At 50.2% G+C, this 19724-nt stretch carries 19 protein-coding genes; 13 read left to right on the top strand and 6 right to left on the bottom strand.

Annotated elements, in window-relative coordinates; translation table 11 throughout:
* The first annotated feature begins 199 nt into the window (after nucleotides 1-199).
* Nucleotides 200-508, top strand: a complete 309-nt coding sequence (locus IXB28_RS14675) for a hypothetical protein (RefSeq protein WP_215619354.1) — start codon at nucleotides 200-202, stop codon at nucleotides 506-508.
* 86 nt (nucleotides 509-594) lie between these two features.
* Nucleotides 595-2010, top strand: coding sequence for a dynamin family protein (locus IXB28_RS14670; protein WP_215619353.1), 1416 nt, complete (start codon nucleotides 595-597; stop codon nucleotides 2008-2010).
* Nucleotides 2011-2657: 647 nt separating this feature from the next.
* Here the strand turns inward: IXB28_RS14670 and IXB28_RS16655 are convergent.
* The 3 genes from IXB28_RS16655 to IXB28_RS14655 all read right to left on the bottom strand — a co-directional run bounded on the left by IXB28_RS16655 (nucleotide 2658) and on the right by IXB28_RS14655 (nucleotide 5449).
* Nucleotides 2658-3026, bottom strand: a complete 369-nt coding sequence (locus tag IXB28_RS16655; protein WP_246559808.1) for a hypothetical protein — start codon at nucleotides 3024-3026, stop codon at nucleotides 2658-2660.
* Between the two features lie 53 nt (nucleotides 3027-3079).
* Entirely contained in the window at nucleotides 3080-4378 is a 1299-nt protein-coding gene (locus tag IXB28_RS14660; protein WP_215619352.1) for a S8 family peptidase, read from the bottom strand.
* Nucleotides 4379-4837: 459 nt separating this feature from the next.
* Nucleotides 4838-5449: a hypothetical protein gene (locus IXB28_RS14655; RefSeq protein WP_215619351.1), complete on the bottom strand. Its 612-nt coding sequence runs from the start codon at nucleotides 5447-5449 to the stop codon at nucleotides 4838-4840.
* A gap of 132 nt (nucleotides 5450-5581) precedes the next feature.
* Here IXB28_RS14655 and IXB28_RS14650 point away from each other — a divergent pair, with 132 nt between their 5' ends.
* From IXB28_RS14650 to IXB28_RS14610, 9 genes are all read left to right on the top strand, one after another.
* Nucleotides 5582-6511 carry a phosphodiester glycosidase family protein gene (locus IXB28_RS14650; RefSeq protein ID WP_215619350.1) on the top strand — a complete coding sequence of 310 codons (930 nt, stop codon included), beginning with the start codon at nucleotides 5582-5584 and terminating at the stop codon, nucleotides 6509-6511.
* A gap of 368 nt (nucleotides 6512-6879) precedes the next feature.
* Complete coding sequence (locus tag IXB28_RS14645) at nucleotides 6880-7419, top strand: SRPBCC family protein (protein WP_215619349.1); 540 nt, start codon at nucleotides 6880-6882, stop codon at nucleotides 7417-7419.
* A 646-nt stretch (nucleotides 7420-8065) separates the two neighbouring features.
* The gene (locus IXB28_RS14640; RefSeq protein WP_215619348.1) at nucleotides 8066-8326 is read left to right on the top strand and encodes an AbrB/MazE/SpoVT family DNA-binding domain-containing protein; all 261 of its coding nucleotides are present in this window, start codon (nucleotides 8066-8068) and stop codon (nucleotides 8324-8326) included.
* Nucleotides 8320-8643, top strand: coding sequence for a type II toxin-antitoxin system PemK/MazF family toxin (locus tag IXB28_RS14635; protein ID WP_246559807.1), 324 nt, complete (start codon nucleotides 8320-8322; stop codon nucleotides 8641-8643). Before IXB28_RS14640 ends, IXB28_RS14635 begins: the two co-directional genes overlap by 7 nt.
* 112 nt (nucleotides 8644-8755) lie before the next feature.
* Entirely contained in the window at nucleotides 8756-9214 is a 459-nt protein-coding gene (locus tag IXB28_RS14630; protein ID WP_215619347.1) for a hypothetical protein, read from the top strand.
* A gap of 85 nt (nucleotides 9215-9299) precedes the next feature.
* Nucleotides 9300-9575: a hypothetical protein gene (locus IXB28_RS14625; RefSeq protein ID WP_215619346.1), complete on the top strand. Its 276-nt coding sequence runs from the start codon at nucleotides 9300-9302 to the stop codon at nucleotides 9573-9575.
* Nucleotides 9576-9591: 16 nt separating this feature from the next.
* Nucleotides 9592-10092 (top strand): AAA family ATPase, encoded by a 501-nt coding sequence (locus IXB28_RS14620; RefSeq protein ID WP_215619345.1) that lies wholly within the window; start codon nucleotides 9592-9594, stop codon nucleotides 10090-10092.
* Nucleotides 10076-11020 (top strand): hypothetical protein, encoded by a 945-nt coding sequence (locus IXB28_RS14615; RefSeq protein ID WP_215619344.1) that lies wholly within the window; start codon nucleotides 10076-10078, stop codon nucleotides 11018-11020. Before IXB28_RS14620 ends, IXB28_RS14615 begins: the two co-directional genes overlap by 17 nt.
* A gap of 164 nt (nucleotides 11021-11184) precedes the next feature.
* A complete protein-coding gene (locus tag IXB28_RS14610) occupies nucleotides 11185-11394 on the top strand; it encodes a hypothetical protein (protein ID WP_215619343.1) in 210 nt (69 codons plus the stop codon).
* Here IXB28_RS14610 and IXB28_RS14605 read toward each other — a convergent pair.
* Both IXB28_RS14605 and IXB28_RS14600 read right to left on the bottom strand, forming a co-directional pair.
* The gene (locus IXB28_RS14605) at nucleotides 11391-13151 is read right to left on the bottom strand and encodes an EAL domain-containing protein (RefSeq protein ID WP_215619342.1); all 1761 of its coding nucleotides are present in this window, start codon (nucleotides 13149-13151) and stop codon (nucleotides 11391-11393) included. The genes IXB28_RS14610 and IXB28_RS14605 overlap by 4 nt on opposite strands.
* 94 nt (nucleotides 13152-13245) lie before the next feature.
* A complete protein-coding gene (locus IXB28_RS14600; protein WP_215619341.1) occupies nucleotides 13246-14304 on the bottom strand; it encodes a potassium channel family protein in 1059 nt (352 codons plus the stop codon).
* A 122-nt stretch (nucleotides 14305-14426) separates the two neighbouring features.
* Here IXB28_RS14600 and IXB28_RS14595 point away from each other — a divergent pair, with 122 nt between their 5' ends.
* Nucleotides 14427-14849: a hypothetical protein gene (locus IXB28_RS14595; RefSeq protein WP_215619340.1), complete on the top strand. Its 423-nt coding sequence runs from the start codon at nucleotides 14427-14429 to the stop codon at nucleotides 14847-14849.
* Nucleotides 14850-14921: 72 nt separating this feature from the next.
* On the opposite strand, the gene IXB28_RS16860 is transcribed toward IXB28_RS14595, so the two are convergent.
* Nucleotides 14922-15785: a M23 family metallopeptidase gene (locus IXB28_RS16860; protein WP_407659212.1), complete on the bottom strand. Its 864-nt coding sequence runs from the start codon at nucleotides 15783-15785 to the stop codon at nucleotides 14922-14924.
* 618 nt (nucleotides 15786-16403) lie between these two features.
* Between IXB28_RS16860 and IXB28_RS14585 the strand changes: the two genes are divergently transcribed.
* Nucleotides 16404-19724, top strand: a 3321-nt coding sequence (locus IXB28_RS14585) for a choice-of-anchor Y domain-containing protein (protein WP_215619338.1), incomplete at its 3' end; no start/stop codon positions are given.

The raw sequence follows: 19724 nt of genomic DNA, 5'->3' as shown, positions 1-19724 counted from the left end.
GTATTTAAGCCGAGAAATCTTGAGTGCGGAAGTTGGAAGTCGGAATGCGGAAAGGGAGAGCGTGCTGGAGGGCTTTTTCCTATTTGCAGAGGACTCTAGATTTCGGAGAAAATCGGCCCGCTTTATATTAGTGCCCAAGTTGGCAGTTCTTTTAAACTGCGCTTATTCTATAAACAGAAACGCGGATCTTGCCTAAACCATGAATCCTGACCAGTCTAGAGAAGAAGAATTTCGCCAGCGGGAAACCGAACTTAGGGACCGTGAAATTAAGGTCCGCATGCAGGAATTAGAATCTGAAATCGAAACGACGACAACGGGTAAACCGGTAAGGCAACGTCGCCATGCCTTTAGTTTATTGTCCCACCTACCCCGGTGGGCTCAGCTGATATTGCTGTTTATCGGGATGATTTTAGCCATCCGCATTGCGTCTGCCCTGGCGGGGGTATTTATTCTATTTGTAATTGGCTGGGTGGGCTATAAGCTTTTCTTCGAACGCGATGCTAACTAAAGCATTTGCCTCTAATTTTCGTATAAATAAGTGGGTCACCCACTAAAGTTTTATCACTCCCCTAACGTCACTGCTACATAGTTTCCATGGCTGTTGTGCCACCGCTACTTGTCGATACCCTCAAAAGAGCAGTGGGCCTGCTCGAGGCCGATCAAACAGACCTAAAAGAACGCATCCTGCGCCAGTGCCAGCTGCTGGGCTATCCAAAACTACGCGTTACCGTTTTTGGCCCCTTTAACCACGGCAAATCCACATTGCTCAATGCCCTACTTGGCACCAGGGCCCTACCCATTTCCCTGGTGCCCACCACGGGGGCGGCCATTACCATTACCCATGGGCCTGAACTCATCAGCCGCATTACCCTCACCAACGGCAGTCGTTTAAAAGCCCCTGGCACTGACCTATTGCAGCGCTACGCCACCCTGGATGGGCAAAAGGCTCAGGTGACCGCGGTGGAGGTGCAGTGCCCCCATCCGTTGTTGCAGCTGGGTTTGGAACTGGTGGACCTGCCCGGCACCGACGACCAACCCCTGAATAATCAGCTGGTGTATGGTCAGCTATTGGAAGCCGATGGGGTCATCCAAGTATTGGATGGTCGCAAATTGATGACCCTGGATGAACGTCACCAGCTACAAGACTGGCTAATGGCACGGGGGGTGACGACGGTGTTGTTTGTGGTGAATTTTCTTAACCTGGTGGAGCCAGACGAGCGGCAAGCTGTGATGGCGCGATCGCAAACCTTGACCACCAACGTTGGCACCACCCTACCGCCAGAGCTAAGCAACCTTTACAGCGTCGATGCCCTACCCGCCCTCAGGGCCCGCCTCAAAGGAGATGACCATGGCGTGGCCCAAACCGGGCTACTAGAACTAGAAACAGCCCTGTGGGGTTTAATCCAAGATCGTCTGCCCCACCTAGCCAGCCATCGTCTACCCCGGTTTGTGCCCTTAGTAAAACAGTTACAGCACGCATTGCAACAACAGCTACAAACCTTAGAAAATCGGCCCCCATCCCGACGGGAACAACTTCAACAAAAAGCACAACAACTATTACAAACCGGGTTTCAACAAAGCGTTACCGATGTAGAACACTGGCTTACCCTAGATCGCCTATTAGAACGGTATCAGCAACGGTGTGCCACCGAACTACAGGCGGGCAGGCTGCCCCAGTGGGTGGAACAAACATTTAAGCCAGCCTGGACAAAAAAGAAAGCTGCCGTTGAAGCATGGGTGCACCAGGGCTGTGAACTATTTGAGCAGCCTTGCCCAGCGGAGCTAGCGATCCAATGGCCGTTGTTGCCATCTGGGCAGCCTAGCTATGGCGCAGCCTATGGATATTTAAGTGATTTTTCCGTAGCAGCTTTATCGGCATTGAGCAGCTATAGCCAACGGGCTGAAGAAATTTTTGTCCCAAAATTGGACCCACTGCACCAAAAGCAAAATGCACAAAAAGAATTGTTGAAAACAGTTTTAACGGATTTAGAACAGTTGGCATTGGGGTAAGGGGCCAAACCCGCTGTTGAGGGTATTTCTGAGCTTTTTCAAGCGACATAAAAGCCATTTAACATCCTGGCATTTCCCCTAAATTCCCCATAATGGATAGAGCTAAGGAATGGCGATTAAATAACTTCCAATTTTGCCGGATTAACTCCGAGGGAGACGTTGCACGAACAACTCCGCTCAGTCTTCTGTGGCTAGCGGTGACAATTACGGATTTAATTGATTGCGTTTTCCTAATGCGTTTATCAAAGGATTTTCTAAGATCAAGTCATCGTTAAAGAGGCTCAAAATTGTTCAGGCCCCCAAACCCCCAATCCTGGGGGCTTTGAGTCTAGCCTCCTTCAGAATTAGACGGCACCCCAGTACGCCTAATAGAAAAAATAACCACTGTATTTTCAAAATCCAACAGCGCGCCCGAAACAATTACCATAGACCTCGCCGTAACTCCCCACTTACGCAGTCAAAGATAACCCATCCCTTCTGTGGGGTTGTAGGGCGACAGACCGCCCTGCCCATTGGGGTTTGGGGCACTCGGAGGAGCCCCAAGCAACCGGCTTTAACCCCCAGCCGATTTAGCATAAGAATTACCCCTACCGGCCATATAGATCTCCCTTAGATCTCCCTCTACAGCCCCACCGGCGAATCTACCTCTACAATCCCACCGCCCGATCTTCCTCCACCGCTTCCACGCCCGTAATCTCCGACAACGCAGACACCTTATCCTTCTCAATAGACCCCGTCACAATACCCAACGTAGACAACGTCTGCTCAATTTCCAAACCAGCCCCCTTAAGTTGTTCCGCCATCTGATCCATCTGATCCGCATGGGCATCATCAATGGTTATATTGACCCTTACCTTATCCATATCAGTTTCTGGATTCGCATTAACAGCATCTGAACTTTCCGGCCAACAGCTCACTAAGCTCGCTGACATCAATACAACAATCAGCCCAGAGATCAGTTGTTGAAGCCATCGAGAATTTTTCATCATGCAAATTGCCGTTGCTGATTTGAGCATAGATCAGCAACGGCAATGTTAAAGCACAGTTTTACAGAGTCTATAGTTTTGCCCTAACTAATGGGTGCCTGCACCAGACCAATACCCACATCATTACCGGGGCGCATTAACCGCTGGGCGTCGCGCATTAGCCAGGCCCATAGCTCCATGCCCCGGGCACCGGTGGCTTCGGCATAGAGGGCCGCAATGCCGGCCACGTGGGGGGTGGCCATGCTGGTGCCGCTGATGCTGATATAGCGATCGGGCATGGGCCAGCTAGAGTACACATCCACACCAGGGCCAGCAATATCCACCTGACCACCATCTAAATTAATGGTGCCATTGGAGAAGGGGGCCACCTGGAGCTGATTGTTTAGGGCCGCCACCGCCATCAGGGTGGGGGCATTGGCCGGATAGCCAACGGGGCTAGGGGGATCCAAACGACTGCCGGTGGCTCGGTCCGTACTCTCATTGCCCGCCGCTGCAATAATTAGGGACCCCCGACGCAGGGCCCGACGCCCGACGCGCTCATAAATTGGAGAGAATGTATCGCCGGGGCGCGTGGGGGCACCGAGGGACATGGAAATAATTTCACAGCCACTGTTCACCGCCCATTCAATGCCCGCAAGAATGCCGCTGTCGGAGCCGGAACCACGGTTGCTGAGCACCTTGCCCGCATAGATGTCCGCATTGTAGGCAACGCCATAGCGGGGCAGTTCAACCACCCCCTTAGGACCGCAGGCGGTGCCGATGCAGTGGGTGCCATGGCCATTGGCATCTTGAACAGACTCACCAAGAATAAAAGAACGGCTGTTAATCACGCGACCGGCAAAGTCGGGGTGGTTTAGGTCCATGCCCGTATCTAGCACGGCCACCTTAATGCCAAGGCCGCTGTAGGGAGAGTCCACAACGCGGGTGGCCTGGAGGCCCCAGGTGGTTTTGCAATCCTTAAATTCGGGGGTAGCTTCCCGCTGTTGTTGGGCCGCTAGCTGACCCTGCTGCGGGCCGCTTTGATCGTATAGATGGGAGGCGGCATCGCGGTAGCCGCGTAAATAATCGGCGGAGAGACCCTGTTGGCCCATGGCATAGAGCACCCGCTCGGGCTGCACATCTAGCACATTGTGATTGGCGGCGGCACTGGCGCGTAGGGACTGGGCCTGATCTGGATCGAGGGGAACAACAGCCACACCTAAATCATCAAAAACAGACGCATTGGGGCTCTCTAGCTCGGCTGTGGTAAAGGCATGGCCCTCAAAATCGGCGGCCCTGGCCACGCCTGGAATGCCCGTAGCGCTAGACAGTGCTTGGATGCCGGCACCCAAGTCTTCTTCGGGCAGGAGTACTAGGTAGCGGCCCGTGGTTTCAATAGACATGTATTCACCCTCGAAGTGTGTTTGTGTTGAGATGGCAGATTGTGTTGTTGTGCGCTGTGCACTAGATTCCATACAACTTGCCAAGAATCTATTACGGACCCGGTATTCTATAAACTTAAATTAAGAACTGTCCGTAATTGCTACTTTACTGACAAATCCTTGAAATCAAGCAGAGATGCGCGTTTAATCTCGGTGATGCTATGGCGTAGTATTTACATTTCTTTAGTGTAGAGAAAGGGGAGTGGGCAGTGGGGAGTGCGCTGCGCTAGGCAATCGGGTATGAGGCTAGAGCCATCATTAGTGACAGATATTGGTGACAAGACAGTTTAGTGGTCCGTCAAGACTAAATTTTAGGATCGATAAGGGATTGGCAAAAACGTTGCTAAACCTCATGCACCACTCACTACTCACCATTCCCTACTCCCTGTCCTTACCCCAATTTTTAGCTTTGACGCTGCACTAGTTCACACGCTCACCTGACCAATTGGCCCAGCGGTGATAGATCCAGGTGAGGCTGCGGCGAGTAAACCAAATATACAGACCGGTGAGGCTACCTAAGAGGAGGCTGAGGGGCCAGTGGCGGGTGCTGAGGGCAGCAAAGGCCCAGGTGCCAAGGCCATAGGCGATGCCATAGGCGCATAGGGTGCTGGCGATCGCAATGGCAACCTGCCAAAATCCCCTGCGGCCCCCCGACCAATAGCCAAGACCGCCCCCCAGGACCAAACCAACGCCCGCGCCAACAATGGCGTAGATTGCATTTTGATCGCTCAGCTGGCCAAAGCTATAAAACAGCAATATCCCCAGGGAAGCCGCGCCGCTAACTAGCCCGGTGAGGCGGGGCGGAGCCACCTGCAGCGACTGTAGACCCACCGCGGCCCCGGCTAGGGCCAAAAAACCTGCCAAGGTTAGGGTTAAACTCCACTTGGGGCTGCTGGGTGCCAGGTCCACAACACTAAACACCAGGCTACTAATGGCGTGGAATGCGAAGATTGCGATCGCAATCAGGCCAATGATACGTAAAAACGTCCGCCAGTGGTGAAGACGTAGAAAATGCCCACGATTTTGATTCATAAATGGCCAAGGGTGCAATCAGTGATTTATCCCTATCGATCTACAGCCACCAGCCTAGCATTGCTGATTTAGGGGCGAAATCACCGGCTTAGTTTGCACGAACGCTTAAATACATAAAGTTTAGATATCCCCATGCCCCCCTGGAAAAAAGTCACCAACAGTTTGATTTGGCTAGGTTTGTTGCTCCCCTTTGCCCTCTATGGCATCCAAATATCCCAGCGGCCCAGCCGCAGTGCGATCGCGCCTAAACCATTGTTCCAAGGCATTACCTACAGCCGCCAAATAAAACAACAGCCCCGCCCCCAAACCGTCCATATCGTCGAAATTGACCTCACCGCCCCTGGCCTCAAACCCTTGGCCACCCCCAGCCAAAGCGGTGCCGTCGCCTACGAAGGCAAGACTGTCCCCACGGAGACCCTAGCCCAGCGCACATCCGACTTTGTCGAAACCCAGGGGGTGCAACTGGCCATTAACGGCAACTTTTTCTATCCATTTCGCGAAGTCACCCCCTGGAACTTTTACCCCCACCTGGGTGACGGCGTAAACACCATTGGCATTGCCATGTCCGATGGCAAACTCGTATCCCCACCCCAGGAAAACTGGGTATCCCTGTGCCTAATGGACGGGCAAGCCGAAATACGAGCCGATGGGGACTGTCGCCATAGCCTCCAGGCATTGGCGGGTAAGATGGTGGTGCTAGAAAACGGTGAACCGACCGAAGCAGCCACCCAGCAAATTGCCAAAGACGGTGCCAAACCCTATCCATTCAACATTGTTGGCCTAGATACTACAGGCACCCAGCTATGGCTTGTATTGGTCGATGGCAAACAGCCCCTATATTCCGAGGGGATGACCATGGAAGAAGTCCTAGACCTGTTGCAGGAGCTCGGGGTGGAGACCGCGCTACAGTTAGATGGCGGTGGTTCCACAACAGTTGCCATGGACACCCCCAGCGGGGCTAAGGTGCTCAATGTGCCTGCCCATACGAAAATCCCTGGCCGCCAGCGACCGGTTGCGAATAATTTGGGGTTCTTTGCAGAACCATTGGAGAATTCGGAATGAGGGGGAGGAATGCGGAATGCTTACTACATTTTGCATCCTACTTCCTTAAGTTAGAACAGCTTTCTCCTTCTGGGCTACCGTGTACATGGTAAGTCAGGGAGAATAGATTAAATAAGGGGTTACGGCGGGGTCGATTAATCAGGTTATCGCGTTGTTGTTTAGCGCGGCTCTCCTCCACGTAGAACATGCCTTTTTCCAAACGAGCTTTCAATGCCTTCAGATTTTCTGCCCAAACAATGAAATAGCCCTGCCCAATATTGAGGGACTTTGAGCTGACGACTTCTTAAAATTTTCTGAACCCCCTTTTCACTAATCAAAATTTCTCATTAAACTTAGGGGTGCCCATTGGTTTCGTGGAGCCTAGGTGAATGTTCTTGAAAATTATTGGCGGTCTGGTTACGGCGCTGGCCCTAGCGTTTGTAGCTGGTTTTGTTTTACCTAGTCAGATTCATGTGGAACGGAGTGTGGTGATTGGTGCTGCACCGGAGCAGATTTTTCCGTTGGTGAGTGATTTAAGCCAGTGGGATGCTTGGTCGCCTTGGGCGAAGAAAGATCCGAATGCGGAGATGACGATTTCGGGTTCGGGGTTGGGGCAAACGATGGTGTGGCATAGTGAAGTGCCTGAGGTGGGCGATGGTTCCCAGGAGGTGACCGCGCTGGAGTCTCCTGGGTATGTGAAGACGCATTTGGATTTTGGTGATATGGGCGTGGCGGATGCGATGATTTCGCTGACGCCGGAGGAGACGGGTACTCGGGTGGCTTGGTCGTTGGATTCGGATGTGAGGGAAGGGGTGCCGATGTTGATGAAACCGGTGAGTACTTATTTTGGTTTTATGATGGATAGTATGGTTGGGACGGAATATGAGAATGGTTTGAGTAGTTTGAAGGCTTTGGTGGAAAGGGCTTAGGTTGGGTTATTGAGAGATTTCTAATATGATTAGCTATATGAGCAGGCAGATAAGAAACTCACTAATAAAAGTTATTTGGTAATTACGCAGACTTGAAAAGCTCTCTATTTTTTAAGCCTGCGTAGTTACGAATTTTTATCCATTTTTACCATAAAACTCAGCAACAAAATGGAGGTTGTTTGTGTCTCTTTGATAAGCTCAATGGGTTCCGATATCATAACGACTGGATGCGTAATTTGTTAATTACATCTTCTCTCAATGGCAGGAGGGACTTGACTAAATCCTCTTTCACAAACTGAGGTGGAATCAGACTTGATTCATAAGATGACGCTGCCGCGAATCCAGTCGCAACAATAGAAACAATCTGCCCTCGCTTTTATTCAGTTGTTCGCTAACTTCGAGTTCGCCACGCAGACCGTTACAACTCTCGATATTGAAGATGAATACGACGTTCAAGACCTATTGTTTCCGAGCTTGAGTCAACGACAAACAATTTTCAAATTCGTATAATGATTTCCCCAACGCATCAATAAAATAACGCATAACATAGGTCCTTAAGCTGACAAGGTAAATTTTGCCCTACTTGACAGCATCTTTTTCTGTAATTACAATGTAATCACACTTTCGCGTTCGCAAGTATCTATCTATGGGCACAGTTGTCAGAACTCGGATCGTTAAAATTGGTAACTCTCAAGGCATTCGTATCCCGAAGCTCCTTCTAGAGCAAAGTGGTATTCATGAAGAAGTTGAGATTGAAGTACAGGGTGATTGTCTGACTATTCGCACAGCACAATGTTTGCGAGCCGGATGGGATGAGGCCTTTGCTGCAATGGCGAAAAATCAAGATGATGTACTTCTAGATGACGTCAACACCACTGACTGGGAGCAATCTGACTGGGAATGGTAGTTAAGCGTTTCGATGTTTTTCTGGTCAACCTAGACCCCACTGTTGGGAGTGAAATTCAGAAAACACGTCCCTGTGTCGTTATCTCACCAGATGAGATGAACCGCTATATCGCTACGGTTATCATTGCTCCAATGACTACAAAAGGTAAGCAATATCCCACTCGTGTTGCCTGCCAATTTCAGGGCAAGAATGGGCAAATTGTTTTGGACCAAATCCGCACAGTAGATAAAAACCGATTGGTCAAAAAACTTGGTCGAATCAGTCAAGATGAACAAAAAATGCTTCTTGATATCTTAGCTGAGATGTTTGCTGAATAGGCTGCCTAACAAGGGATTACAACGGAACGGAGACATAAATTTAGATTATGATGAAAATCATATTGCCGTCCGCTGAAGCCCAAGCCGTTATGCGCCAGTCTCCTTTGCCCCTATGAACAACAGCAACCTCGAAAGTTCATTTCCGACTCAAGCGTTTCTCAAAACACTTGTAGCAAACACCATTTGGATAAATATCTCCGAAGTATTTCGCTATTTCGCATTCGTAATGCCCATGATGCGCAACACCTTTCCCCGCATCGAAAACGTCGCGCCAATGAATGCGGGCGTGTTCGCAATTTGGGGTCTGTGGGATACCATCTTAGTCATCGCTACAACAGGCTTTATATGGCTATTCCTAGAGCGCTTTGGCTACGGAAAACGCAACGCAATCCTCGCCGCAGTACTTTTCTGGATGGCCGTATTCGTTATTTTGTGGCTTGGCCTATTCAACATGAATTTAGCAACGCCTGAAATCCTTGCAGTTGCTCTTCCCCTGGCACTGGTTGAGATCATGGTGGCGGCAATCATCGTCGATTGGGGCATGAAACCAACCACCACAAAAGACGCATAACAAAAAATGTATCCGAGTCGCGAAGCTACATGTTATGCCAATGGACAATCATTCGTCACGACCGGATGGTTGCTGATACCCGATCATGGTTTACCTAGTTCTCACCCGCACTGGATATTTGGCATTAAGCACCAGCTTAGGGGGGTGCCCAAAAGTACTTTGGGTCAATGCCCAGGTGCTGACCGTTAAGGAAATTGCCGGTCTGCGAAAAGATCATGTGGAGTTGACGGTATTCGATCACGCCATGGAACCTTCAGACTGGCGGGCCATTGAGGATGCGATCGCAACCATTGAGGAGCATCATCCAGGCCAAAGCATTTTTGTTGAAGGCCATAGTAGTGCCGCCCACGGATGCGGCTAAGCCATAGGAGAAAGCGATGCTGATATTTCTATGCGGAAAAATGGGGGCCGGGAAGACAACCAAGTCCCGGGCACTGGCAAAGGAGAGAAATGCCGTTCTCCTATGTGAAGATCAGTGGATTGAAACGCTCTATCCAGACCAGGTTAGGTCACTGCAAGACTACATCAAATATTCGAATAGGATAAAACCCATCGTAAAACCGCTGGTGCAAAATATACTAACCACAGGCACCCCGGTTGTAATGGATTTCCCCGCAAATACCATTGCTCAGCGGGAATGGTTTAGGGCCATATTTTCAGAAATCGGTGCCGACCATGAGCTGATCTACCTTGATGTATCCAATCAGCTGTGTCTCAAGCAAATCGAAAAGCGCCGCAACGAGCAACCTGAAAGAAATGCAACAGATACGGAAGAAATATTTACCCAGGTTACGAAATATTTTGTAGCACCCAGTGAAGAAGAGGGGTTTAATATGGTCAGAATTAGCAGAAATGCCTACCATGAAAGTCACGATTGATATCGATAAACTGTTGGCAGAGGGTCGAATTGATCAAGACGAGTATAACCGGATTAAATCCTTTGCCAGCGAAGCTACCGGCTCCCTAGCGTTTAATATCTTGATCAGCTTTGGGGTGATTGCCGCAATCTTAGGGGCCATGGCGCTGTTGCCTTCCTTTTGGACGGCCCTTGCCCTGGGGTTAGCCCTCTCAGCCGGTGGCATTTACGTTCAAACCCACTATGCCCAACAGTGGGGCGTGTTGGGCATCATTTTGTTATTGGTCGGCACCCTGCTGGCCAGTGGTAGCATTTTGGCCCTCACGGCAGGGAGCGTTGGTGGCTTTTTGTTGGTGATGGTGCTGTGTGCCATCGGCGGCATTCTGACGAAGCGCACCCTGCTGATGATTATTGCCACCCTGGCGCTGTCTGCAACGGTGGGAGCCATGGCCATGTATGGCTCCGCTAGCTATTTTTTGATCATTCGCCAACCGTTGATGACGGTGCTGTTGTTTAGTGCCCTGGGGTGGGGGGCTTATTTTCTCGCCCATAGGCTATCGGTGGATTATGCCCACTTAGCGATCGCAGTGTCCCGCACCTCCCTATTTTTAGTCAACTTTGGCTTTTGGGTCGGGTCCCTGTGGGGCGATTCTCTCTGGCGACAACCCGATAGCTGGAGCTTTGATAGCAGTAATATCATTATCCCCGATTGGTTTTTCGCCTTGGCTTGGGCCATCACCCTAATCGGCACTGCCATTTGGGCCGCCCGCCAAAACCGTCGCTGGGCAGTCAATGCCCTATCTGTTTTTGGGGCTATTCACTTTTACACCCAATATTTTGAAACCCTGGGCGCGTCTCCCACCACATTGTTAATTGCGGGCATTCTTGCCCTCAGCATTGCCGTGGCCCTCTCCCGCTATAATCAGACCAATCCCAAACTTAAAAATTAGCCCTAGCCACCCTGACAGGCAATGCGACCGTGTTAAACAATTGATAGCCACGGCAGTATAACAATCTGGATGTCGTAAATTCATACGTGCTCCCAGGTTAAACCTCGATCAACGTTGCACATGCCAAAACCACGTCGTTACCTAGGGCAGTGAGGAGAGAGTCCATGACTGATCACAACAACTGGCCACAGCAACTAAGTGCCGAAGAACTGGCAGAATGGCGACGACGGTTTGCAGAGGCAAATCGCAATAACGTATTTTGCCATTGTCGCCAATGCCATGAAGAATGGGTGGCCTCGGGCAAAACCGCCTGCCATCACTGCGGCAGCAACCACGTAGAAGCGATTGCCTGCTGGCAATTTCCCGATGGTTAACTACGATAGTGATTTTCCATAAAATCAGACCAGTCTTGCACCGTTAAGGGACGGCTCAACAGAAACCCTTGCATGTAGTGGCATTCCTGCACCGTCAGAAAGTCTTTTTCAGCCTGGGTCTCCACACCTTCGGCCACTACCTTAAAGTGCAGCTGTTTTGCCATGCGCAAAATAGAACTGACGATCGCTTGCTTTTTCGGATTTTGGTCGATTTCCATAATGAACAATCGATCGAACTTCAAAATATCGAAATGAAAATGTTGGAGATAGGAAAGCGAGGCGTAACCCGTGCCAAAATCATCGATGGCAATCTGTAAGCCCAATTCTTGTAACCGCTTTAGCTTTTCTGCTATCAAGCTAACGTTTTCCACCAATACACTTTCGGTCAGCTCCAACTTTAAACAATGGGCAGGCAATCCAGTAGCCTGAAGAATCTCCATGGTACGACTAATAAAATGATGATCCATCAGTTGCTTGGTGGAAATATTGACGGCGATGGACACATCTTCCCAAGCACTCATCTGTTGCCACCGTACCGCTTGTTTACAGGCCGTTTCTAAGATCCAATAGCCTAATTTAAGGATAAATCCCGTTTGCTCTGCCCAAGGGATAAAATCAACCGGCGACACGTTGCCCAGGGTGGTTGAATTCCAGCGAATTAGGGCTTCGGCCCCGGTAATTTTATTACTGTTCAACTCCAGCTGGGGCTGATACACCAGACCAAACTCTTGGTAGTCAAAGGCCATCACCAGGTCAAAGTTCTGGGCCTTTAATAAGCGATCGCGACTTTCAGATAGGTTACAAACCTGTAGCTGCAAAATCTCTAACACGCCATAGAGCTCCACCGGATCCAGTACCTGGGTGAGATTCGTTTCGGTAACAATGCCAGCCAAAAACCCTTGGGGTGTGGTCACCACTAAGCGCCTGATCCACTTTTTCTGCATCAGTTCCTGGGTCATATCCAGGGTATCTTCTGGCCTCACACAGGCTAGCGGGCTACTCATAACATCCGCCACCGTCACCGTGGTTAAATCTAGGCCCAAGGCCTTAAACTGTAGGATATCTCGCTCTGTAACAATGCCGATGGGTATTTGTTCCGAACGGCTAAACTGAAATCCCCAATCCTCAGAGTTGTCCAAATTTACGCTGTGGGGTTGGACAACAACAACACAGCTAATGTTATAAGCCGTCAGGCGTTGTACGGCGGCCCGCACCGAATCTGTTGGCAAAACGGTAACAACTTGGGGATTCATCACCTCCCTGACTAAACGAAAGCGCAGAAAGTAACTGGTGTTAATTGTGCGGCGCAGGCTAGAAACGGTGATTAAGCCCTGCACATGGTGCTCTGCATCGATGATGGGCAAATGCCGCACTCGATGACGTCGCATCAAGTTATACACCACAACAAGGTCAGTTACTTCTTCCCGCATCAGACTAAATACAGGCGTATTCATCACTGCAGCGACCGAGGTTGCTTCAAGATCCGTTTCGTTCATGGTGAGGCGAACGATATCCCGTTCAGTCAAAATCCCCTGCAGTTTTTCTTGTTCTGTTATTAAGACGCAGCCTGGATTTCGACGTAAATGTTGCCAATCATTTTTTGACGTGTTTTGCTGCCCATAGCCCGAAATTTCACACATCCGATAATTGTTCATCAATTCAATCACCGTTGCCAGTGTTGCATTAGATGAAACGGCGGGGGGTGCTGGGAGTATTGCTTTTTCAGGAGTATCGTAGGAATTAAGCGATTGATTCATCGGGATACTAGGGAGCTAAGCTTTATATATGCTAAGTCCTCTAACCATTTATGGGCTGATTTTATCCCTAGGCCTGACTGTACCGTAGTTTTCCCTACCGAACGCGAGCCCCACGGTAGCGTAGCTCTGGCTTCACCAGCTGACGCCTGATTACCGACGGTAGGTCGCCCTGGTGTCCCATCAGAATTAACGCATCTCCTCCCGCCAAAAAAGTATCCTGCGTGGGGTGGACTAAAATTTCCCCCGATTGACGCCGCAGGGCAACAATAATAAAGGTGCCTTTTCCCTGGGTTTCAATATCCCGGATAGTTGCCCCCAACAAACTAGACTGGGCTTCAATGGGCAGCTCGCTCAGTTGAATATCAATTTCTGACAGTAGCTGATTTAGCGCCTTACGCCCCTCTCCCTGGGCTAAGAAATCTTCTGCTGCCGGGTTAATTAATAGGTTTGCCATCCTCCCCGCGCTAATGGTCGCAGGCAAAACCACATGGTTTGCCCCCGCCAGCCGCAGCTTTTTCTCAGTTGATGGAAGTTCTCCCCGGGACAAAATTGTAATGCTGCTGTTGAGCTCACGCGCCGTTAGGGTAATAAACACATTGGCCGCATCATCGGGCAGCACGGTGGCCAACGCCCGCGCCCGCCGGATGCCAACGGATTCTAGGCTTGGTTCATCGGTGGCGTTGCCCAAATGCATTAGATATCCCTGTTCTTGGCCCAAACTGACCCGGGTGGGATCCGCATCTACCACAATAAAGGGCAGGCCATCCTGCTGTAGTTGTTGGGCCAGCAGCTGCCCAATGCGACCATAGCCGCAGATAATCACATGGCCTTTTAAGTTGGCAATGGTTTCACTCATACGTTTAAGGCTCAGCGCCTGACGAATTTCCCCTGCTGCTACGGACTGTACGACACCGGAAATAATGTAGGTGACGGATAAAACACCAGCAATGATCACTAAAATGGTAAATACCTTGAGGCTGTTAGACTCTAGCGGTTTTACTTCGCCGTAGCCCACCCCAAAGATGGTAATAATCACCATGTAGATGGCATCCATCAAGGCCCAGCCCGCCGCAACGTACCCAATCACAGCCACGATGACTGTGGTAATAAAAAAGCTAACGCCAAGAATAATGCGCTGCAGCGATCTTTCCACGATGGTCTACCCCGTAGTCAGCAGGGTTTTATCCTAATGGGGAAAACAATTTTAGACAGTATGCAAGGCTGCAAAGTAGCGCATTTTTGTGGAGATACATGCACAAGGATCAATAAATCACCATGACCGACCTTACCCACGATCATCTATTTTCAAGACAATTTCTGTGGCTCAAACTGGCAGCTTCCGTTTATGTGGCTGCGTTGTTATTGGCCCACTGGAGCTTGCCAACAGCATTTGTCTGGCAAATTGCCATTTTCTTTTCCATTGCGATGAACTTTACCTATCCATGGGCGGCCTGGAAACAGGCAAATTCCCAACGGTGCGAATGGTTGATTGCAACGGCGCTGATTGTGGTCTCTAGCCTGAGTTTAATCTCCTCTCCCATGGGGGTGATCGCTGCAATTTTCCTCCACGGCTGTTGGGACATTGCCAAATACCAAGGCCATGGAACCCCTTTTTTCTCCTGGTATACCCTAGGCTGCGTTCTTTGTGACTGGACCTACAGCGGCGCGCTGCTTATTTATTATCTTTCTATAACTTAGTCAAAATCGCCTCAATGGCTTCTACAACCTGCATTGATCCCTACGTTGCCAGGGCCCATCCCTGAGATGCGCCTATTCAAAACCATCGAAACGCCAGGGCACTGGGTCCACCGAAACCTGATTCATATACAGTCCCCAGTGTAAATGGGGTCCCGTTGCTGCCCCCGTAGACCCAATGGCCCCCACACGCTGACCGGCTTTAACAAAGTCTCCTTCCTGTACGTCAATGCGACTCAGGTGGATCATGATGCTCAACAACCCCTGACCATGGTCGATGCCGACGGTGTTGCCATGGAGCTCGAAGCCATCGGCCACGCGCCCCACCAGACGAACGTAGCCCGCCGCCGGAGCAACGATGGGGGCACCGGTGCCAGCGGCATAATCTACGCCACGGTGGTAATAGTTTTCAGCAAATTCTCCATTGTAGTAGCGGCGCACGCCATACTCGGAACTGACCCGTCCCTGGCTGGGGCGCAACAACTTACCACTCCAAAGCCGATCTGGGGTGACTAACGCCTTAAATGCATCCACCCGGTCAAATTCATGGTCTGTGCCCAGGCTGCCGCTGCCGCGTAGGGTGATCCATTGGGTGCGGAAGCTGCGATCGCGCAACCCCACGGCCAAACTCCGGGTTTCCTCAGAACCATCCACCTGAATCACCATCCGCCCCGGTGGATCTAAGGGACTTGTGGGAACAAACGCACGGAAGCGATTGTCCGGCAACGGAAAACTAGGATATGCCTTCCCATTAGCCATAATGGTCGGCGCAACACTTGCCCCATTTCTAGCCCGCACAATAACTGAGATAGTATCCCCCAGCTGAGGCGACGTCGGCGAAATCGTAACATCGTAGGCATGGGCCGTTTGCCCCATCAGCCCCCATGTCACCAAACCACCGGTTGCAACTAAACCGGCTAGTACATCTCGTCGTCGCATCACCATAGGTCAATTCCTGAACTAATTATGGTCCCTTTAGTTATCCTCCGTAGGAAAACGCCAGTTTCCAGATAAATATTACAGCCTAATTTTCTTCTTTTCAGTGCTCTAACGCTTTTCTTAAATCACCGACATCCTATGCATAAATTATTTTGTTGAAATATTTTATGCATAAAGGGATAAACCGCCTTGAAAAATAAGAGGGTTACTTTTTAAGCACCTCCCTCTTGGTTTTTGCGGAGAAATGAGAAATTGTAAAATCTCATTTCATTTTTTTGTTCTATTTTTCAATCACCAACGTTGGCTGGCATGAAAGTCAAGTTGGTACTGCATATATTTTCAGTATTCTTGCTGAGATTTCAATAAACATTTGTACATTTCAAGTCCGTGAGAATAGTGTCAAACCCCCTTTATTAACAGGCATTTTCCGGGTTATAGCATGTTGGCTCACTTTTCGTTATGGGCAACTTACAGGAGGCGGCCTAGGACATTTGTCTTAAAAGTTTGAACATCATTATTGTTTCTCCAAAAGGATGATTTTGACCTAAACAGTCATCTGAACTATTGGGGTGCATTTAATTTTCCAAACCCTACGCCTAGCACATAGAAGGTAACCACATGGCAACAGATCTGTTTATTTCCGAATATGTTGAAGGTAGCAACAGTAATAGAGCCCTCGAGCTATACAACAATACAGGCGCTCCTGTTGACCTAAGTGGTTATACCCTAGAAATTTACATTAATGGTGGTAGTAGTCCATCGCGAACCATTGCCCTCAGCGGTAGCGTCCAAAATGATGACGTTTTCGTCATTGCCCACCCCAATGCCGATGCGGCAATCCTAGCGGTATCCGACCTGACCTCAACTAACATTCTCTTCACCGGGGATGATGCAGTCGTTTTCAAAAATGGTGCTGGCGATGTTATTGATTCCATTGGCCAAGTTGGTGTAGACCCCGGTGCCCAGTGGGGTAGCGATTTAACCTCAACAGCCAACAACACCTTACGCCGCAAACATCCCTCCATCGATGCTGGGGATACCGATCCCACCGATGCATTCGACCCAGCGACTGAGTGGGAAGGGTTTGCCAATAACGAGTTTGCAGGTCTGGGGGAACACCCCACCACTGTTCCTAACACAGCACCCACAATTACAGTATCAGCGGGCAACGTTAGCTATACCGAAAACGCCAACAGCGTCGTCATTGCGGGTCAAGCCACCGCTGCTGATACCACCCCCAATTACGATGCGGCCACCCTAACGGTTAGCTTCAGCGCCAATGGCACCGCCAACGATGTTCTAGAAATACGTAACCAGGGCACCGGCGCTGGGCAGGTTGGTGTTGCGGGCAGCGATGTTACCTACCAAGGCACGGTTGTTGGTTCCGTTGCCGGGGGGACGGGGCTCACCCCGCTACAGGTAACATTTAATGCCAACGCGAATCCAACAGCCGTTCAAGCTGTTATGCGCAATGCCGTATATGGCAATAGTTCAGACGCCCCCGACACGGCGACACGAACGGTTCAGTTTGTTTTAACCGATGGTGATGGCGCCCCTAGTAATGCGGCCACCCGTGATATTGATGTCACCGCTGTTAATGATGCGCCTGTAAATAACTTTCCAGACCCACAGTCCGTTAATGAGGAACAGCCCCTCGTCTTTAACGGTACCAATAACAACCTGATTTCGATTACTGACATCGATGCGGGTAATGGCACTGTGTCAGTTCAATTAGGGTCCTTCAATGGCACCCTATCGGTTGTTAACGTGGGTAGCGCCACCGTAACCGATAACAATTCTGGCCAGGTGACCATCGAAGGCACCCTCACCGAAGTTAATAATGCACTAGATGGACTCACATTTACCCCTGACGATAATTTTACAGGCAATACCTCTATTCAGATTACCGCCAACGACAATGGTTTTTCTGGAACAGGTGGGGCGAAAACGGACAACAACTTTATCCAGGTTAGCGTTCTCGATGCTAACGATGCCCCCGAAATCAGCTTGCCAGGTGGGGCAACAACATACGCCGAAAATGCTATCCCCGTGCCCATCAATGGCACAGCCTTTGTTAGCGACATTGATTCGAGCAATTTTAATGGCGGCAATCTAACCATTGAAATTGCGACGGGTAGCACGGCGAATGACCGGCTAGCCATTCAAAATCAAGGTGATGGCACCGGCCAAATTGGCCTAAATGGTCGAATTGTTACCTACGAAGGGACTCGTATTGGTACCCTGGCCGGGGGGACTCGTTTTGACACCAGCCTGGCCCCCCTAGTAATCACCTTTGATGCCGCCCCCGCCATCGATGTGCTGCCTGAAGTCGTGCAGGCATTGCTGCGAAATGTTACTTATGCAAACATTTCCGAAAACCCCGATGGCGCTAACCGCACCGTTCAAGTTGTCCTAGAAGAGAGTGACACCACGGCCAATGCACCGGTTGCTCAAACAATCAATATCACAACGGCTAACGACTCGCCCCTTTTAGGTACGACCTTACTTCGCTACGACGGTGCCCTGGGGACATTGCCAGATGCTCAAGGTTGGACCTATGTCGGTCCAGGGGTTACCCCAACGGTGGGCGGTGGGGTAACCAATGTAGACACCACGGCAAATGCATCTTTGCTAGCCGGATTCTCTCGCTCCGATCAAACCCTAGATGCCTCTGCTGGGTTTACCATTAGCTTTACGGCACGGGTTAATGCAGAATCCCATGCGGGGTCTGATAAGGATGGCGATGGGGTGGACGATCGGGCTGGCTTTAGCGTGCTGATAGTTAGCAATGATCCGAGTAAAGCCATTGAGCTTGATTTTTGGAGCGATCGCATCTGGGCCCAGTCCGATGGCGCCACCCAAGATGATCCATCCGTTGAACCCGATGATGCATCCGCCACCGGTTTTGAAACCCTCTTTACCCAGGCAGAAGGTGCCACCTTTGATACCACTAGCCTAGCCAACTACGATCTAACGATTCAGGGCGACAGCTACACGCTCTATGCAAATGGCACAGCTATTCTCAGTGGCAAACTTAAAGACTATCAAGCATTTAACGGCGCCATCGATCCCTACGACGATCCCAACCTAATTGCCTTTAGTGACAATACAGCCTCAGCCCAGGCCAACATTGACCTCGCTTCAGTTGCAGTCACAACAGCCACAAACCCAGTAAATGCTGCATACACCGAGAATGCTCCCGTGGGTACGGCTGTCTTTGATGATTTACTGATCACCGATTTAGACAGCCCTCAACTGACGGGGGCAAGCCTTACCATATCTGCAGGATTCACCGCAGACGATCAGCTAGACTTTACCAACCAAAACGGGATTACAGGCAGCTACATCAATGGAGTATTGACCCTTAGTGGTAACGCCTCAGTTGCCGATTATCAAACCGCAATTCAAAGCATTACCTACAGCTCAACTAGCGAAGATCCCACTGCCGGTTCCGCTAGCCGCACGATTGATATAGTTGTAAGTGATGGCACAGCCAGCAATACTCTTAGCCGAATTGTTGACATCACACCATTAAATGATGATCCGCAGATTGCTGGTCCTATTACGGTTACTCAAACCGAGAATGATGGAGTCTTCACAGTTGATCTCCTGAGTACCGCCTCCGATCCAGATTCGGCTGACACCATCAACGTTACCAACCTCACACTTGATGGCGGTGATAACAGTGGTGTGACTATCCTTGGCAACACCATCTCCATCGATGCCAGTGCCTATGGCGATTTATCTGTTGGTAATTCAGAAGTCATTAGCTATTCCTACACTATTACTGATGGCAATGGTGGCGCAGTTGCCCAAACCGCAACGATAACTATCACCGGAGCTAATGGTACCCCAACGGTCGCCGCTGCCATTACCGAAACCCAAACCGAAGATGCGGGCACCTTTGTCGTCAACCTCCTCGATGGTGCCACTGACCCA

It is taken from the genome of Leptothoe kymatousa TAU-MAC 1615 (genome assembly GCF_018739865.1).
In the GTDB taxonomy this organism is placed as follows: Bacteria; Cyanobacteriota; Cyanobacteriia; order Phormidesmidales; family Phormidesmidaceae; genus Leptothoe; species Leptothoe kymatousa.
Note: the sequence above shows the minus strand (reverse complement) of the source record. Positions and strands in the feature narration are given on the sequence as shown.

Bases quoted from the DNA above. Each gene is read 5' to 3' on its own strand.
- IXB28_RS14675 (WP_215619354.1), top strand. From the start codon at position 200: ATGAATCCTGACCAGTCTAGAGAAGAAGAATTTCGCCAGCGGGAAACC.
- IXB28_RS14670 (WP_215619353.1), top strand. From the start codon at position 595: ATGGCTGTTGTGCCACCGCTACTTGTCGATACCCTCAAAAGAGCAGTG.
- IXB28_RS16655 (WP_246559808.1), bottom strand. From the start codon at position 3,026: ATGCTCAAATCAGCAACGGCAATTTGCATGATGAAAAATTCTCGATGG.
- IXB28_RS14660 (WP_215619352.1), bottom strand. From the start codon at position 4,378: ATGTCTATTGAAACCACGGGCCGCTACCTAGTACTCCTGCCCGAAGAA.
- IXB28_RS14655 (WP_215619351.1), bottom strand. From the start codon at position 5,449: ATGAATCAAAATCGTGGGCATTTTCTACGTCTTCACCACTGGCGGACG.
- IXB28_RS14650 (WP_215619350.1), top strand. From the start codon at position 5,582: ATGCCCCCCTGGAAAAAAGTCACCAACAGTTTGATTTGGCTAGGTTTG.
- IXB28_RS14645 (WP_215619349.1), top strand. From the start codon at position 6,880: ATGTTCTTGAAAATTATTGGCGGTCTGGTTACGGCGCTGGCCCTAGCG.
- IXB28_RS14640 (WP_215619348.1), top strand. From the start codon at position 8,066: ATGGGCACAGTTGTCAGAACTCGGATCGTTAAAATTGGTAACTCTCAA.
- IXB28_RS14635 (WP_246559807.1), top strand. From the start codon at position 8,320: ATGGTAGTTAAGCGTTTCGATGTTTTTCTGGTCAACCTAGACCCCACT.
- IXB28_RS14630 (WP_215619347.1), top strand. From the start codon at position 8,756: ATGAACAACAGCAACCTCGAAAGTTCATTTCCGACTCAAGCGTTTCTC.
- IXB28_RS14625 (WP_215619346.1), top strand. From the start codon at position 9,300: ATGGTTTACCTAGTTCTCACCCGCACTGGATATTTGGCATTAAGCACC.
- IXB28_RS14620 (WP_215619345.1), top strand. From the start codon at position 9,592: ATGCTGATATTTCTATGCGGAAAAATGGGGGCCGGGAAGACAACCAAG.
- IXB28_RS14615 (WP_215619344.1), top strand. From the start codon at position 10,076: ATGAAAGTCACGATTGATATCGATAAACTGTTGGCAGAGGGTCGAATT.
- IXB28_RS14610 (WP_215619343.1), top strand. From the start codon at position 11,185: ATGACTGATCACAACAACTGGCCACAGCAACTAAGTGCCGAAGAACTG.
- IXB28_RS14605 (WP_215619342.1), bottom strand. From the start codon at position 13,151: ATGAATCAATCGCTTAATTCCTACGATACTCCTGAAAAAGCAATACTC.
- IXB28_RS14595 (WP_215619340.1), top strand. From the start codon at position 14,427: ATGACCGACCTTACCCACGATCATCTATTTTCAAGACAATTTCTGTGG.
- IXB28_RS16860 (WP_407659212.1), bottom strand. From the start codon at position 15,785: ATGCGACGACGAGATGTACTAGCCGGTTTAGTTGCAACCGGTGGTTTG.